The sequence below is a fragment of the Enterococcus sp. DIV1767 genome (assembly GCF_050542585.1).
Taxonomy (GTDB): domain Bacteria; phylum Bacillota; class Bacilli; order Lactobacillales; family Enterococcaceae; genus Enterococcus_D; species Enterococcus_D innesii.
Genome location: NZ_CP172936.1, coordinates 1,198,173 through 1,213,650, shown reverse-complemented (window position 1 = coordinate 1,213,650; position 15,478 = coordinate 1,198,173). Strand labels below are relative to the sequence as shown.

At 41.4% G+C, this 15,478-nt stretch carries 17 protein-coding genes and 1 tRNA gene; 2 read left to right on the top strand and 16 right to left on the bottom strand.

Annotation, left to right across the window (positions count from 1 at the left end; translation table 11 throughout):
- Window positions 1–41: 41 nt before the first annotated feature.
- The 5 genes from IGI78_RS05905 to IGI78_RS05885 form a co-directional block, all read right to left on the bottom strand.
- Window positions 42–674, bottom strand: coding sequence for an HD domain-containing protein (locus tag IGI78_RS05905; RefSeq protein WP_140965414.1), 633 nt, complete (start codon window positions 672–674; stop codon window positions 42–44).
- Between the two features lie 106 nt (window positions 675–780).
- Window positions 781–981: a cold-shock protein gene (locus IGI78_RS05900; protein WP_003126918.1), complete on the bottom strand. Its 201-nt coding sequence runs from the start codon at window positions 979–981 to the stop codon at window positions 781–783.
- Window positions 982–1,259: 278 nt separating this feature from the next.
- A complete protein-coding gene (locus tag IGI78_RS05895) occupies window positions 1,260–2,384 on the bottom strand; it encodes a hypothetical protein (protein ID WP_140965413.1) in 1,125 nt (374 codons plus the stop codon).
- A 107-nt stretch (window positions 2,385–2,491) separates the two neighbouring features.
- Window positions 2,492–3,187 carry a ThuA domain-containing protein gene (locus IGI78_RS05890; protein ID WP_140965412.1) on the bottom strand — a complete coding sequence of 232 codons (696 nt, stop codon included), beginning with the start codon at window positions 3,185–3,187 and terminating at the stop codon, window positions 2,492–2,494.
- Between the two features lie 96 nt (window positions 3,188–3,283).
- Entirely contained in the window at window positions 3,284–4,216 is a 933-nt protein-coding gene (locus IGI78_RS05885; RefSeq protein ID WP_140965411.1) for a haloacid dehalogenase-like hydrolase, read from the bottom strand.
- A 69-nt stretch (window positions 4,217–4,285) separates the two neighbouring features.
- On the opposite strand from IGI78_RS05885, the gene IGI78_RS05880 reads away from it, so the two are divergent.
- Window positions 4,286–4,357 (top strand) — tRNA-Arg (locus IGI78_RS05880).
- Between the two features lie 76 nt (window positions 4,358–4,433).
- On the opposite strand, the gene IGI78_RS05875 is transcribed toward IGI78_RS05880, so the two are convergent.
- From IGI78_RS05875 to sfsA, 11 genes are all read right to left on the bottom strand, one after another.
- On the bottom strand, window positions 4,434–5,615 hold the full coding sequence (locus tag IGI78_RS05875; RefSeq protein WP_195265716.1) for a GNAT family N-acetyltransferase: 1,182 nt from the start codon (window positions 5,613–5,615) through the stop codon (window positions 4,434–4,436).
- A gap of 60 nt (window positions 5,616–5,675) precedes the next feature.
- Window positions 5,676–6,089, bottom strand: a complete 414-nt coding sequence (locus IGI78_RS05870; RefSeq protein WP_195265714.1) for a DUF3284 domain-containing protein — start codon at window positions 6,087–6,089, stop codon at window positions 5,676–5,678.
- On the bottom strand, window positions 6,089–6,274 hold the full coding sequence (locus IGI78_RS05865; RefSeq protein ID WP_010749336.1) for a DUF3188 domain-containing protein: 186 nt from the start codon (window positions 6,272–6,274) through the stop codon (window positions 6,089–6,091). The genes IGI78_RS05870 and IGI78_RS05865 overlap by 1 nt, the downstream gene beginning before the upstream one ends.
- Before the next feature lie 42 nt (window positions 6,275–6,316).
- On the bottom strand, window positions 6,317–6,538 hold the full coding sequence (locus IGI78_RS05860) for a hypothetical protein (protein ID WP_081118753.1): 222 nt from the start codon (window positions 6,536–6,538) through the stop codon (window positions 6,317–6,319).
- An 87-nt stretch (window positions 6,539–6,625) separates the two neighbouring features.
- Complete coding sequence (locus tag IGI78_RS05855; RefSeq protein WP_369907712.1) at window positions 6,626–8,041, bottom strand: PTS sugar transporter subunit IIC; 1,416 nt, start codon at window positions 8,039–8,041, stop codon at window positions 6,626–6,628.
- A 102-nt stretch (window positions 8,042–8,143) separates the two neighbouring features.
- Window positions 8,144–8,461, bottom strand: coding sequence for a PTS lactose/cellobiose transporter subunit IIA (locus IGI78_RS05850; protein ID WP_005229473.1), 318 nt, complete (start codon window positions 8,459–8,461; stop codon window positions 8,144–8,146).
- Between the two features lie 38 nt (window positions 8,462–8,499).
- Window positions 8,500–8,817 (bottom strand): PTS sugar transporter subunit IIB, encoded by a 318-nt coding sequence (locus IGI78_RS05845; RefSeq protein ID WP_005229471.1) that lies wholly within the window; start codon window positions 8,815–8,817, stop codon window positions 8,500–8,502.
- Window positions 8,818–8,951: 134 nt separating this feature from the next.
- A complete protein-coding gene (locus IGI78_RS05840; protein WP_077452600.1) occupies window positions 8,952–11,666 on the bottom strand; it encodes a sigma 54-interacting transcriptional regulator in 2,715 nt (904 codons plus the stop codon).
- Between the two features lie 66 nt (window positions 11,667–11,732).
- The gene (locus IGI78_RS05835) at window positions 11,733–13,007 is read right to left on the bottom strand and encodes a DEAD/DEAH box helicase (protein ID WP_195265710.1); all 1,275 of its coding nucleotides are present in this window, start codon (window positions 13,005–13,007) and stop codon (window positions 11,733–11,735) included.
- 14 nt (window positions 13,008–13,021) lie between these two features.
- Window positions 13,022–14,023 (bottom strand): Gfo/Idh/MocA family protein, encoded by a 1,002-nt coding sequence (locus tag IGI78_RS05830; protein ID WP_081118755.1) that lies wholly within the window; start codon window positions 14,021–14,023, stop codon window positions 13,022–13,024.
- An 18-nt stretch (window positions 14,024–14,041) separates the two neighbouring features.
- Window positions 14,042–14,767 carry a DNA/RNA nuclease SfsA gene (gene sfsA / locus IGI78_RS05825; RefSeq protein ID WP_140965405.1) on the bottom strand — a complete coding sequence of 242 codons (726 nt, stop codon included), beginning with the start codon at window positions 14,765–14,767 and terminating at the stop codon, window positions 14,042–14,044.
- A gap of 182 nt (window positions 14,768–14,949) precedes the next feature.
- Here sfsA and IGI78_RS05820 point away from each other — a divergent pair, with 182 nt between their 5' ends.
- Complete coding sequence (locus IGI78_RS05820; protein ID WP_077452604.1) at window positions 14,950–15,294, top strand: DUF4828 domain-containing protein; 345 nt, start codon at window positions 14,950–14,952, stop codon at window positions 15,292–15,294.
- Window positions 15,295–15,478: the final 184 nt, after the last annotated feature.

Genomic DNA, 15,478 nt, shown 5'->3' with positions numbered 1-15,478 from the left:
TGAGATGGATCATTTCTTGATTTTTCGTTTTTTCGTTTTGGTTATTTTTCCACCAAAGCCGCGATTTCTTCTAGAAAGGCAGTCTTGCCATAAAAATCTGCATTTAGTAACTCTGGAAAAATGGCTTCAAAGAAATAAGTGACACACGGACGATGCAGAAACGCTTTGACCGTCAAAACCGCTTCACGAAACATTTCTTTGAACACTTTGTCGGGGTTGCTTTTTGAGATCTCTTCAAAAGATTCATACAAAAGATCGATCTTATCCGCAATTGCCAAAAGCTGTCCTTCAAGGCTGTTGTCTTTGCCATCCGCCAAGCGTCTGCGATACGTCGCTTGAAAGCTTTGGGGGATTTCTTCTTCGATGAAGGCATCGGTCATTTTTTCTTCAACGGTTGATAACATCGCCCGCAATTCTTTGTTTGCATATTTGACTGGCGTTTTGATGTCGCCGATGAAACGTTCCGTGTAATCATGGTTCAAGGCTTTTTCATAAAGAATTTGCCAATCGACTTGATTTCCCGCTTGTTCTTCGATATCGGCTAAGGTCTGGGCAATCATCGTTACTCGAAATGAATGAGCAGCTACACTGTGCTCAGTAAACTTAAAAAAACCCGGCGCTCGTTGGATCTTTTCCAAATTAGCCAATCCGAGAATAAATTCATTCAATCCCATAAATGTGCCTCCTTTTTTTAAGAGTATAACAACTCCTTTGTCTGCAAGCAAATATCTCGCGCACAAAAAAAGAGCAGCTAAGCTGCTCTTAAAAGGCATTCACTAATTATGCTTTGTTAACGTTAGTCGCTTGAGGGCCACGTTGTCCGTCTTCGATATCGAAAGTCACTGCTTGACCTTCTTCTAAAGTTTTGAAGCCTTCGCCTTGGATAGCTGAGAAATGAACGAATACATCGTTACCGTTTTCTGCAGTGATGAATCCAAAACCTTTGTCTGAGTTAAACCATTTCACTGTACCTGTTTCCATAATAAAAATCCTCCTTGTGTTTATACACATATTTTGCAATTACTTGTATAAGGTGAAAATGTGGAAGATGTTTAAGATGAAACAAGCTACCATAATTTACCGTAACAAAAACTACACTTTGTATTATAGCACATTATCTTCATTATGACTAATAGAAAATCAAAAAAAATGAAAACGCCTTAAATTTTTTATGATTCGCAAAAAGACTGCTGCATTAAAGATCTGCAACAGCCTTCTCTTTTATGGAAACGATTTATTTATGAACGACGCAACTGTGTTTAGTAACGCAAAATCGCCGTCAAACTTTTTTCTCCAGGGGCATCTTTTTGTTCCAAGATAGATACCTCACCGCCGTTTTCTAAAACATCGATTGCCAGCGTATTTAACACTTGGCGACGATCATACTCTGTATCAGGATCTTCTCCAAAACCATCGGCGAGATTTGAGGTAGCCACAAACAAATTGGCGATCCGGCCTTCTTTGGCTGCAGGCACGATATCAACCAATTGGTCAATAAATTTTCGATCCAACAGCTTGCCGTATTCCTCAACTTCTTTTTGTGTCAACTCCGCAATCAGCTTTTGCGTACACGTTTGGATCTCTTTCAAAGATAACGACGCTGGTGAAGAAGAAATACTTGGATCTGCTTTGAAAAAGTTGGTTTTTGCCACTTTTTTAAACAGCGTTTGATTTTCTGGCAACGCAAAAAGATACATTGGTAAATGCTCTTCGTTTGAAAAATCATTTTTGAAAAATGCATCAACTGCTTGGTAGTAGTTGACGTGATCGATCTCGACCTCTTCGTCTTTGGCACTAAAGCCATGATAAGCGACGCCTTCTCCTCCTGAGTTAGGGCCACCTTGGGCACTGTAATTAAAGTTGCCGCCGCCAGTGATTTCTTCCCCCAGCGCTTTTTCGATCGTTGTCGGTGCCTCTTCTGGCAACTCGACTTCACGCACTTGATTGTTTTCAACTTGATAGACTTGCATTGAATCGCGATTCAACGCTAAGAGATAAAATGGGTAATTAAATTGTGCGTTTTTGATGACAGCTAATACATAAGGAGTTTCCCCTACGTAATATTGATCATCCACACGAATACTTAACCGATGGACCAGTACCTCTTCTGGGGTGATAATCACCGCCACACTTGTTGTACTGTTGCGCCAAAATGATTGATCTGCAAGCAGTTCATCAATTTTCGTTTGAAAAAGATCCCAAGAATGATCTGGGTATTTTTTTTCAAAGCGGCGCTTCGCATCTTTGGCTAAGTTCTTAAATTTGATTTGATCCTTTTCGACATTCTGGTGGCCGACATGCGTATTGAGCATGATCGTGACAAATGGTCCTTTGATTCTGTCAGATATTACCTGCGATAAAAAATTTTTTCCAAATTTTCCCATTCCACATTACCTCCTGCTTAATCAAATACAAATAAAGTGTACCATGCTTATTTTCTTCCATAAAGTAAAACGATTGCATGCGTTTATTTCCTCATTCGTTTTTCTGATTACTCACTATACTGGCTATTTTTCAGCGGATCTGTCAATGTATTTCTGGTGGCCCATAGAAAGCCTCGTTTGGTCCAAGTCTGAATGGTCGGCTCTTTCAGCTCTTTTAGACTGTGTCCAACGGATTGGAAAAAGACTCTGCCCTTGCCCCACTTTTTGATCCACATCATTGGCAGTATGACTTCTTGGTTAGCTGCATTCGGATGATCTTTAGCGGCAAATGTTGAGGTAGCTAACACAGTGACGGCTGGATCAACCAGGCAATAGTATTGCTCCGTCGTCAACTGAGGGATCGATTGCGTATTTGCCGTAATATAGTGATCTGTCGTAAGATCGATGCTATAGGTCGTTTTCAAGCCGCCAGGATGTGCCAAAAAACAGCCACCAGTCATAAACAACCAGCCTTTACTGGCTTGAAAAGCCGAGGCAAAACCGCCATGAACCCCTGCTAATCCCAATCCTTCTGCTACAGCCTGAGTGACATTTTGCAGCGGCTCATCAGGCAATTCTCCTCGCGTCCAATTCATGATCAACAGATCCAGCCTTTTTAATTCTTCTTTATGATAGAGAGGTTCAAAATCTGAGGCGAGTGTCACCTGATATCCTTCTGACTCCAGCAACGTTTGGTAAAACTGACTGGTCTCTTTTGGGGCGTGTCCTTCCCAACCTCCGTAAATGATCAATGCTTGTTTCATTTTGTGTTCCCTCCTTTCTTTCTAACTTAGCGAAAAAAACGCAAAAAGCGAAGCAGAACGATTCTCCGTTTTCCTTCGCTAGTAATTTTTTCTGATTTAACGGTTGATTGAACGCCCGACACGATTGATCGTATGGCGCATACCTCTAATTGCAACCGATGTTTCAAAAATATTTTCAGTCGGTGCCATGCCGCCATAACCGGCATCACCGATATGCTGCAGGTCGACCCCACAAGTTTTGTTGATAATGGCTAATTGTCGCAACGTTTCCGGACGCGCACTCTCTTGACTCGTTCCGATCGCTGACATCGTCAATAAGTCATATTGTTTGGCAATTTGAACAGCTTCAATCAGATCCTTTTCTAGAAAGCCTTGAATCGAGCCAACGGAAGGCAGTAACAAAATATCTGCCCCAGCTTCAGCGTAAGAAATGATGGCTTCTCGATCAACCACAGGTTCATCTGAGCCGGCACTGTGCATTTTTCCAGCGATGATCAACCCAGAGAAATGTTTTTTTGCCATTTTTACTGCTTTAGCGATTTCTCGGTTGGTCACACCTGTTCCAGGATTGCCTGTAAAGCAGAGAAAGTCCACCCCGAGTTCTTGGGCTTTTTTGATGGTGTCAACCGAACTTGTTCGGCCTTGACTGATGCTGATCTTTTCACTCATCATCTCCGTCGTAGCTGGGATCGGCTCAAGATTGATGCCGACAGGTCGTCCAATCAGTTGTTTTAGTTGAGGAATCGGGTTTTCAATCGGTTGTGTAGGATCAAGCAGCTGCTCCAATGTGATACCAGGCATCCCAAAAATAGCTGGACGATAACAATCAAAGCCATTCAACAAAATCAAGTCAGCCCCAAAAGCTGCCACGACTTCTGCGTTGGTGATATCGCCAGCTTGCGGCATGGTTTGAACCACCGTTTCACAGACGATCACTCGTCCTTCGCTCGCTTTAATGGATTGCTTTAATTCTTGCGCCGACATTTCTTTGATTTCACTATAGTTTGCACTTATCAATCGTTTGACCATGTTTTTCTTCCTTTCTTTTCCTTCTCATCTTGCGAGAAACACGAATAACAGGTAAAATATAGCTATTGTGTTCCCTTAGTTAAATGGATATAACAAGTCCCTCCTAAGGATTAGTTGCTGGTTCGATTCCGGCAGGGAACGTTTTTTGAAGAAAAAGATTCCTTATTTTTAAGGAATCTTTTTTTGTTGGAAAGTAAATGCGTCTGTGTCGATTGGCTTAGAAATAATCTTCCAGAATCGGCTTTCCGTCTGGTAAGTTTTCCTGAATCATCACTGCAGCTTCCTTCTCCGTTTCCATTTGCTGGAAAAAGACCAGAGAATCGAGGGATTGTGCCTGCATGAACAGCTGCACAAAACGCTGAATCGACAAGGTTGCTTTTGGCAGCTTGGTAGCCGTCGTTTTCGTGACCTGATGCTGAGCGTTTTCGATTGTCACTTCATAACAGCCATTATTCCATGGGGCATATTCATCCCCTTGAATTTCTATGGCAAAACCGCCGGCTTTTTTCAATGTGAAAGGATAACTTTTTAGAAACCCTTCCACATCGATGACGCGCGCCATCATGTCCGGGCGCACTTGGTAGTTAGCCAATGGTTTGGCCGCGTTTGCTTGTAGGACTTCCCCATCAAACCCTGGTCGATAGTTAATCTGTGCTACTGAATCTGCATGAGAGACAATAAACCGATTAAATCCTTGATACGCGTCAGCGGTCAAATAGCCCCACTCTTGAATATCGAAACGTCCCCCATCGATAAAGTAAATCAAGTAACCTTCAGGGACCCCAGCTTCATTGCGATAAATCGCAAATGTATACGGTCGGCGCAAAACAAACTTGATTTCTTCCCACCAGGGTTGGCGAATCAGTCCGCCCTTTTGATGGCGTGGCAATTGATGATAAATCTCGTGAATGATCGGCTGTGCTTCCTCCCAATCCATGCGTTGAATCGTTCCATTCACTTTCTTGCCATCGGGCCATTGATGCGCATCGACTTCATAAACCGTCCGTTCAAAAGTGTACTCATACCCATATCTGCGATAAAACGCAAAGGAGAAAGGTGCCAGATAGGAAAGAACGATTTTTTGTTCATAGCAATCTTTAACGATTTGTTTCATGATCCGATCGATCCGACCTTGGCTGCGATACTCTGGATACGAAGCCACAAAACCGATCCCTGCCATTGGATAGGTCGTTCCATGAAAATTCACATCAAAAATCGTTGCCATAATTTGGCTCGCTAATTTTCCATCCCCATCGTAGGAACCATAATTCCAAGAATTTTCCGCAAGCTTGCGATAGCGCTTGATATTTGTTTCATTCAATTCCCACTGAAAGGCATAAGAAACCAAGTCCAGTACTTCTTGCGAACCGAATTCGGTCATTTTTTTGACATCTGTCATTCCTTCATCTCCTCTACTTAAAAACACGCAAGAAACGCAAAAAAGGCGTCAGTCGACCCCTTAATATGCTTCTTCCATCATACTCAACATTTTTTTAAACTGCTTGCGTTTGAAATATCCTAGAATCGTGCCTAAGAGCATGTCATTTAATTGCTGCATGAACCCATGTGATTTCATGGTTTCCGTATAAATGACTTTGCTACTCTTTCCATCAAGTGACGTTACTTCATAGCGAGCGACAAATTCATTTTTTGTCGTTTCTGTTTTGAATTGATAAACTTGATTTTCAATGATTTCTTCGATTTCGATCTTCGCACGACTCGTAGTAGAAAATTCCTTTACATATTGAAATCCTGCCAGTTGCTTTCTAGAAAGTGTTTTTCCAGTTGCTTTTCGTATGTCAAAGATAACAGAATCCATAATTTGATCGTAAAAGACATTTGCTGGAATCGATAAATCTTTTTCAATTCTCATTAAGACTTCCTCCTATCTGACTCTTCGGCTTTCTTCTTTCCTTTCATGAACAGAAGACTGCCAGAAATAAGCAAGAAAATACCTGTTGTAAAACTGAATATATCTAACTGCTGATTACTTGGATTCATACTGTATAGGACTACGAGTAGACCTATACTACATATAAACAAGCCGTTTTTTATCATTTTCAATCATCCTATCTATTCGTTGATCCACAGAGAACCTACTCAAACACTAACTGCTTGAAAGTATAAAACAGAACCCCAAGGCTGTGCTTTGATCAATTCTTTTGCTTTTTTTGCCGCCGCTTCTGAATCGGAAGCTGTCGTAGTAAAAATAAGTTTAATTCCTTGTTTTTCTTTGAATGTAAAAGACATTCCATCTTCGTTATATCCTTCAAGTAATTCTTTGATGGCATCTTGCTGCATTGCACTTGCTATTGAAATCATATTCTTTTCCTCCTAAATAATCAATAATAAAAGGAGGAACTGCTTTACTTCAAGCGAAGCCATAGCAGTTCCTCACAATCTACAGGTCTATTCGCCTAGTTTTGGATCAATTTTATTTGCTGAAATAACGAATGGCGCCCAAATGAAGAATGTAACGACCATACATACCAACGTTACGATTGGGGCACGCCAGTCAGCTCCTGTTGCCAAGAATGATAGCAACATTGGTGGAACGACCCACGTTACTTGTTGTGAAACAGGTGCTACTAAACCAAAGTACGTTGCTAACCAACCGATTGAAGTGGCTACTAGCGGAGCAATAATGAACGGAATAAACATGATCGCATTCAATACGATTGGCAGACCGAACATTACCGGCTCATTGATATTAAACACACCAGGTCCGATTGACAATTTTGCAACAGTTAGATAATCCGCACGTTTTGATAGGATCAAAATAGCAATCAGCAATACAATTGTACCGCCTGAACCACCAAACCAAGCAAATGAGTCAAAGGATCCGCGTACCCACATATATGCCTTGCCATCTTCGATTGCAGCAAGAACCGCGTTTGTACCGGTTTGTCCTTCATATCCTTTTTGGAAAATATCGATATTGATCAACTGCGCTTGTCCCCAAATACCTTCTAAAACTGGAGCTAGTACGTTTGGACCATGGATTCCGAAGAACCAGAAAATTTGAACAAAAACAGTTACGATCAGTACTGCACCAAGCCCTTGAGACAAGCCTAGGAATGGTTCTGCAATATATTTTTGGACAAGATCAATAATTAATTGTCCATCAGTCAGTTTACCGACAATAAAGTTAATAATAGCAATGACATATAAGGCAATTGTTGCCGGCAAAATCGCAGCGAACGCTTTCGATACTGCTGGCGGCACTGAATCAGGCATTTTGATAGTGATATCAGCTAACATCAATTTACAGAAAATAATAACTGAAATAGCCCCCATGATCATTACGGTAAAATAAGCGTTTCCGTTTAGATGATCAAGTTTCAACCAACCCCATCCACCTGCTGTAATTGCATCTGCTGTTGCAGACCATCCGGAAGTTGCTGACTCAGCATTGATTTCATCCATCAAAGCTGTTGGAACAGCTGTCGCCACAGAAGTGCTGTATGAAAAAGCAATTCCTTGAATCAGTGTCGCTACTCCAACGATCCCACCTGCGAGATCATTCACTCGATAAGCACGAGCCAGATTATATCCCCAAGAAAAGGCAAATACTAAACCAGCAACAGCCAATGTACCATTCCATACGAAGCCATTGATACTAATAATTTCACGAATAACTGGAATGGTACTGGCATCATAACTCGGCCAAAATTGCGGTGGTAAGTCACGAATGATCGCGTTGATCATTACTGCGATCGAACCAGCCATAGTAGCAGGCATTGTTCCAATAAAGGCATCACGTAATGCAACTAAGTGCTTCTGGGCTCCAATTTTTGCAGCTACAGGGAGAATGTACTTCTCCATCCAACTTGTTAATCCATCCATTCTTAATTCCTCCTATAAGTTCTATTCGTCAAAGAAGATTTTTTGATTCATCGACAATAACTACTTCTATCCGTTCAAAGATTATTCGTTATTTAGACGTCGATAGACATCAATGATTTCTTTCGCTAAATCGGTAAATGCGATTGACGTCATTAGGTGATCTTGTGAATGCACAGTCAACAATGTCACAGTCATATGATTGCCTTGCGCTTCTTGTGTCAACAATCCTGTTTGCGAATGATGCGCTTCCACAAGAGATGCTTCAGCATCTTTGATTTTTTGGTCAGCTAATTCGAAGTCCCCTTCTTTTGCTGCCGCGATTGCTTCCATTGCGTCACTTTTTGCATTACCACCATACATGATCAATCCCATAATGGCTTCCAAATTTTGCTCATCCATCTTTAAAAATCCTCCTTACACTTCGATCCTAAAAAATCTTAGTTCATTAATGTTTCTGCTTGTTGCAATACTTTTTCGCCGTTCATCATGCCATAGTCTGCCATGTTGATCACGTCCAAAGGAATGCCTTTTGGTGCTAATTTTTGTTCAAATTGTGATTTCATGAAACGTACTTGTGGTCCTAACAATAGAACATCGACTGGTTTTGACTCCAAATGTTGGTCGGCTTCTGAAGCTGAAACAGCAAAGATATCTGCTTCCATTCCTTTAGCTTCGGCTGCTTTTTGCATTTTTGTCACCAATAGACTGGTACTCATTCCTGCTGAACAAACTAGCATAATCGTTTTTTTCGCCATCGCGTATCTGCTCCTTTCTGTTGTAAGTTACACTTTACTATAAAGCAAAAAGCGTGCCAAAAAAAAATAAGTTCAGACCTTTATCTATCAATGGTCTGAACCAATTTCTTGTTTACACACTCACGTTTTTTTCGTTACACACTAAGATTGTGTGCGGATTCATCATAATTTTTGATTTTGTTTTCTAAAAACATTTGAGTTAAATAGGCGATCTCATCTTCAGAAAATTTGATTTGGTAATTTTTTTCAATTTGTAATAAATGGGTTCGTAAAACATCCATTTCGATTCGGTACCGTTTTTGGAAAGTAGTCAGGTTGGCGAAAGTACGGGAAGGTTCCTTCTTCAATAAACTTTCTACCAAAAAGGCTAAATGAATAACTAATCCTGCATCGACGGTTGGTTCTACAATCACATGCAATTGATTTTGAATCTGATGAACGATGCGTTGCAGGCTCTCGATCAGATGATAGACGGACCCAACATGAGTTATCGTATTTTCCAATGAACGCACGATCTTTTCAATCGGGACTTCATCTGAAGCGATTCGTTTTAGCACATTCAAGCGATTGTCATCAAAAACATCATAGGCGGAGAAAAACGGAATGTTTTGATAATCGATCTCGACGGTGCCAGCAATGGCTTTGATCTCATATTCTTCTAGCAAGCCGTCAATATGTTTTTTGAAGGTTTCTTTTTCAATAAACTGCATTTGGATGATCTCGACTTTTGACTGATCAACGACGGGATAAATTCGTTGATAAAGTTTGGCAGCGACACCTTCCCCAGTAAAGCAAGTAACGATGACTGCCTTTTTATTTCCTTTTGCCTCACGAACCGTACGGAACTGTTCTTGTACGATGGTTTCAAAAGAACGTTGAATGTTTTGGTAGACGTCTTCTAAACTGCGCCCACTCTCTGCCATCCGCAAGGCTTCTAAAACAATCATCGTACTGACCATCGAAATAGCTTTCGTACGAATCCCCGTCTCTTCTGAAATCAAATTTGCAAAGGAATTGAGGGAGCCCATATCGGTTAAAAGCAATAAGCCATTGCTCATCTTCTCTTTGTTTTCATTGATATAATTCAACAGCTGGTCATACATTTGCCCGACTTCCATATCCAAAGACATATTCATCGCCTTGCCGTGATCGGTTTCCAGAAGTTCTTGGGCTGTCTCCAACATACTGCTGGCAGTCGCCTTGCCATGCATCAAGACAATGATCTCGATTTTTTCAAGGGGCAAAGGCGAAGGTTGTTTGACTTGAATCGCTAAAAACATACTGATAAAGCCAATTTCATCAAATGGAATCTCGACATGACGTTCTTCTTCAATGATCGTCGATAAATCCATTGCCACTTGAAATTCGGATTTTAAGTTTTTTCTAACCGTGTTCAAATCCGGATGAACGATCATATGTCCCTCTTTAACACGTTCCAGCGTACTTTGCAAATGCAACGCAAAGGCAAAACGGGCTTTTTCACTATAAGTTCGATCTAACCTCTGTCCTGCCAAGTCATAAAGAACATTTGTCAGTTTCCAAATGTCTTCTGGAATCAATTCTTTATGAACAGGGTTTTGGATCAATTCTTCGACATATTTTTCAAAGTAGGCATCCACATCCTTAGAGATCAAGTTTTCTAAATCGACATTGGCTACGCCCGTTTCAATCAGTGAGCTGACTTTTTCTTCGATCTCGTTGTAAACTTGCATATTCCGTTGCGGATCACGAGACCAGACAACATCTGGATCACCGGGTTCGAAACTCAGAAAGTCGCCTTTGCCATCTAAAAACCGATCCAAGCGTTCTGACATTTCTTTGATCTTCAGCAAGCCTTTTTGAACTTGTAAGGAGCAATCGCCTTTTCGAATCAGCAGGTGTTTTTTTCCATAGGTCCGATAATGTAAGAATGCCTTCGCACAGACGAGTTTCAGGTCGCGCTTGATTTGACCGATGTTGCCTTCTGCATCATAGAGCATAAAGGCCAATATCGCATCTCGCTCGACATCGATCCGCTGATTTAGACGAGTCGCCTCTTGCTTGATAAACAAGGAAATGATTTCATATCGTTCATCTAGGGAACGACTTTCCACATTTGGCAAAGTAATAGCCATGGGAATTCGCCGATTGAAGGTCGTCAAAAAGGTTTCTGATGATTCCGTGGTAGCACCGATGATCTGCACAGCGGCTTCATGAACTTGGTTGCTTTCCCCTAATGGGCGGTAGATCCCTTTATCAATGAAGGTAAAGAGCATTTCTTGGCCTTCTGGCGGCAGTCGATGGATCTCATCCAAAAACAATATACCGCCATCGGCTTTTGCCATCAGTCCTGGACTATCTTCTGCAGCACCTGTGTAGGCGCCTTTTTTGATGCCAAAGATATGTCCAAACAATAATTGCGGATTTTGTGCATAATCCGCACAATTAAAGGACACGAAAGGAGCATCTTTTTCTAACATATTTGATTCAACCGCAAAGTGATACATACATTCAGCAAATAATGATTTACCCGTACCTGTCTCTCCAAAAATGATGGTATGAAGTCCTCTAGGCGGATATAAAATTGCTGCTTTGGCTTGCTGGATACTTACTTTTAAAGAAGCTTGAACCCCAACAAGACTTTCAAAACTCACTTCAGAGGAAACATCCACATGCACCGTTTCTTCTAATGGCTCATAAACGACCGGACGGCCGGAACGTTTGCCGATTTTCTTTTCTTTATAAAGCTCACTGAGATAACGGCTTGCATTGCTGCGATCGATTTGTAAGATTTTAGCGACATCAACTGCGGTCAACCCTTGCTTATGCAGTTCAATCGTTTGAAAAATCTCTTCTTTTCGCGAATTCATTCAATAGCCCCCTCATTTTTTTACACACTAATAATAAACAACGTTAATGGTAACACAAAAAGACGCTCAATGGCGTCTTTTTCCTTTGTCTTTTTGCTTTTTCGTCTTTTTCTTGGTCTTTTTGATAGGAGTGTGTAAATTTTCAGGCGTTTTCTTGGAAATTTTCTGCACACTTGTTGTTTTCATTTCTTTCTTGCTTTCTTTATCGACAACAGGTGCTTCTGTGTGTAACTGACCGCCGTGTAAAAAGACTTCTTTAAGCTCTATGGACAATTGATTCGTGATTTTTTTCAAATCCTTTACCGAATGGTCTTGAACGATCGTGACAACGGTTCCCTCTTTGCCCATTCTTCCGACACGTCCAGCTCGGTGCAGATAGGATTCTTTTTCTAACGGGACTTCCGTATTGATGACATAAGGCAGATCCACGACATCTAAGCCACGAGAAGCGACATCAGTCGTCAATAATTCTACTAGTTTTCCTTGACGGAAGCTCTCCAGTGCGCCTTTTCGGGCAAGTTTGTTTTGATCAGATGCTAATGATGCCACCGGTAAGCCATGAAACAGTAGTTTTTCTTCCGCATTCCCCATTGCGCTTAATTCATTGAAGAAAACCAAGGCTTGAAAGTTTGGTAAATGAGCAAAGCGTCTTAAAGCATCCACAATTCGTCGTTGCGGATAATTCAAATAGTAGTGATGGATCACGCCTTTGCTCTGATCTTCTTGGGTAACATCAATGATCAGTGGCTCTTTTGTCACCAATGGTCGAATCTCATCAATTACTTCATTAGCGGTTGCTGAAAAGAAGCTACGCTGGATTTGTTTTGGCAATGTTTGATTGATTTTGGCAGCTAGCGTAAAGGCCCCTTCTTTCAATAATTGGTCAACCTCATCTAATACCAACGATTGCAACTGTTGGGTCTTGATTTTTTTTGCTTTGATCAATTCTAACACACGGCCTGGGGTACCGATCAAGACCTCAGGTTTGTCTTTTAATTTTTCCACTTGTCGTTTCGTGCTCGCGCCGCCAATAAGTGGCAGAACGGTCAGTCCAATGGCTTGAGCCCATTCTCGTGCTACTTCTGTGACTTGCATCGCTAATTCTTGTGAAGAAGTCAAAATCAACAGCTGATTGCCTTTCTTTGCTTCGACCTTTGTTAACAGTGGCAAAAGGTATGCCAATGTTTTACCAGAACCGGTCGGTGAGACCCCAATGACAGACTCGCCATCTTTTAAAGGACCAAAGGTTTTTTCTTGAATCAAGGACGGTGCGTGATACCCTGCCGCTTGCCATTTTTCCTGCCAGATGTCTGGCAGTTGTGTCAATTCAAATACTGTCATAAATGTTCCATTCCTTATTTTTTATCTGCATCAAAAACGATGCCTGCTTGTTTACGCATGAGAGCAACGGTTTCATTGACACTGCGGGCAAGTTCTACCCATTCCTCATAGCGTTGTCCTTGTTGGGGATCATTTTTGTTTTCGATGATGTCTGCAAAATCTTGTGCTTCTTCAATCATCGGGTTTTCTAAGGCACTTACTGCTAATGCCTGGGTTTGTTTTGTTTTTCGCTCATAAAATGCGGCTTCTTCGATGGCATTGACGGCATTTAGGTCTAATGTACCGTCCTCAAAATAGATTTCTGAACGCAACTCTGAATCAGCGATTTTGCCTGTTTGGATCGTGACATCAAAGTCAGCATAGCGCAACACTGCAGTCCCGATACCATCTACACCAGTCGGTAATTTACGGGCAAAATAATGAACATCTTGCGGTTTGCCAAACCAAGCAACCGCGGCATAAATCGGATAGACGCCCAAATCCGCCAAAGCACCACCAGAAAAATGTGGAGAAAAGATATTTGGTTCCTCCCCAGCTAATACAGCGTCATAACGAGACGAATATTTCATATAAGAAAAGTTCGCCCCAAGAATGGCACCCCGTGTGGGTAAGAATTCGGCTACGGTCGAAAAACTTGCTTCATGAATGTTGCGAGCTGCTTCAAAGAATAATACCTGTTGCTGATTTGCCAATTCGATGATCTCCGCCATTTCCTCAGGCGTTGAAAAGGCTGGTTTCTCCACAATGACATTTTTTCCTGCTAAAATACCTTGCTTGGCTTGTTCAAAGTGCAAACTATTCGGTGACGCGATGTAGACCGTGTCCATATGAGCTAAGCCAAAAAAAGTGTCCAGATCGGTCGCATACTCGATGTCCCCATATTTTTCTCCAAAGCGTTGTGCCGTTGCTAACTTTCTTGAGTATACAGCAACCAATTGATAGCGTTTTGTTTCGTGGGCTGCTTGTACAAATTGATCGGTGATCCAATTTGTGCCGATAATCCCTAAATGAATCATGTTTTTTCCTTCTTTCTTCTATAGATTAGGGTCGTCAAAGACGACATTCAAATCAAAAGGGATCGGTTCTTTGACCGTGATCATCCCTTGGTTTACTTGGCAATTATAGGCAAACACTTCGACACCCTTGCTTTGCGCTTCGGCGATTTTAGCGGCCAGATCCGGCTGCATCTGTCGATGGATCGTGGCGATTTGCACCGCTTCAAATTGGATCATAAACAAAACCGCCGCATAATAGCCAGCTTCTTTGGCATGGATCAATTCATTGACGTGTTTCAAGCCGCGAATGGTTGGTGCATCTGGAAAAGCACCGACTTGCTTGTTTTCAAGGGTCATTCCCTTGATTTCCAAAAAGCCTTTTTCTTGTTCATCTGTTTCAAAATAAAGATCGAATTTTGATGTCCCATAGACAACTTCCCTTCGCAAAAGCGAGATTCTCCCTTTGATATTCGGCAACTGGATTGTGCCATCCAAGAGGCCTTCATAGCCTAATCGATTCGGTACTTGACTATCAATATTGATCCATTGGTCTTGTTTCTTGACTGAGATCAAGTCGTAATTGGTTTTGCGTTTCGGATTGTCCCAATATTGCAGGGTAACAAGCGCACCTTTGTGCAAGAGCTCTTTTCCTCGTCCGGTATTTTTTACATGGACGATTACTTCTTGATCGTCAACGAGACATCGGGCAATGAACCGGTTGTCTCGCACGAGAAATGTGGCTAAAAGGGTATTCGGATAATTCATTTTCTCACCTGCTCTTTTGAATCATAGCATATTTTGATAAAAACTTCTAAACTTCAAACTAAAGTACCATGCTTTTTTACCTTCTCATGGTATACTTATGGCAATTATTTTCTAGTGCGAAAAAGTGGACACCTGTCCACAAGGCGCAACTTGATGAATCGTAAATGATAGGACGTGTATAAATGAAGAAAAGGTCTATTTTGATTGGTTTATCTCTTGCAACGGGCGTGGTCAGCTCTTTGCTGCTGCGAAAAGAAAAACAAAAAAATGAGAATCGCCAGAATTTCATTGGTAATTGGCGTTTTACTTCCAAGACAAAAGAAGATGTCACGTTAGAAATAGCCAATGACTATTCATTGACCATCGAAGGCAAGCCTTTGACTGCTTCCATCGTTGAATTGACTCCGACGCGGTTAGTTTTACTGGACACATTTGGCTATCATTTAGTTCTTGAACAAAAAGGCTCCGTCATTACTTTATATGATGAAGCAGAAGATTGCCACTATTCTTTGACAAAAATCATCTAAGATCGCTGAGAAAGCCAAGTTCATGTTTTCTTCACATTTTCTTCGGTCAATTCTCAGACTTTTTATCAGCATTTCTTGGCAATCCATGCTATCATTAACTTAACAAGTGGTTGAACAAGGTGTTCCGTTGAGTGATGTTTGATCGTTCATAGATTAAGGTGTAGGTTCGATTCCTACCTTCCAC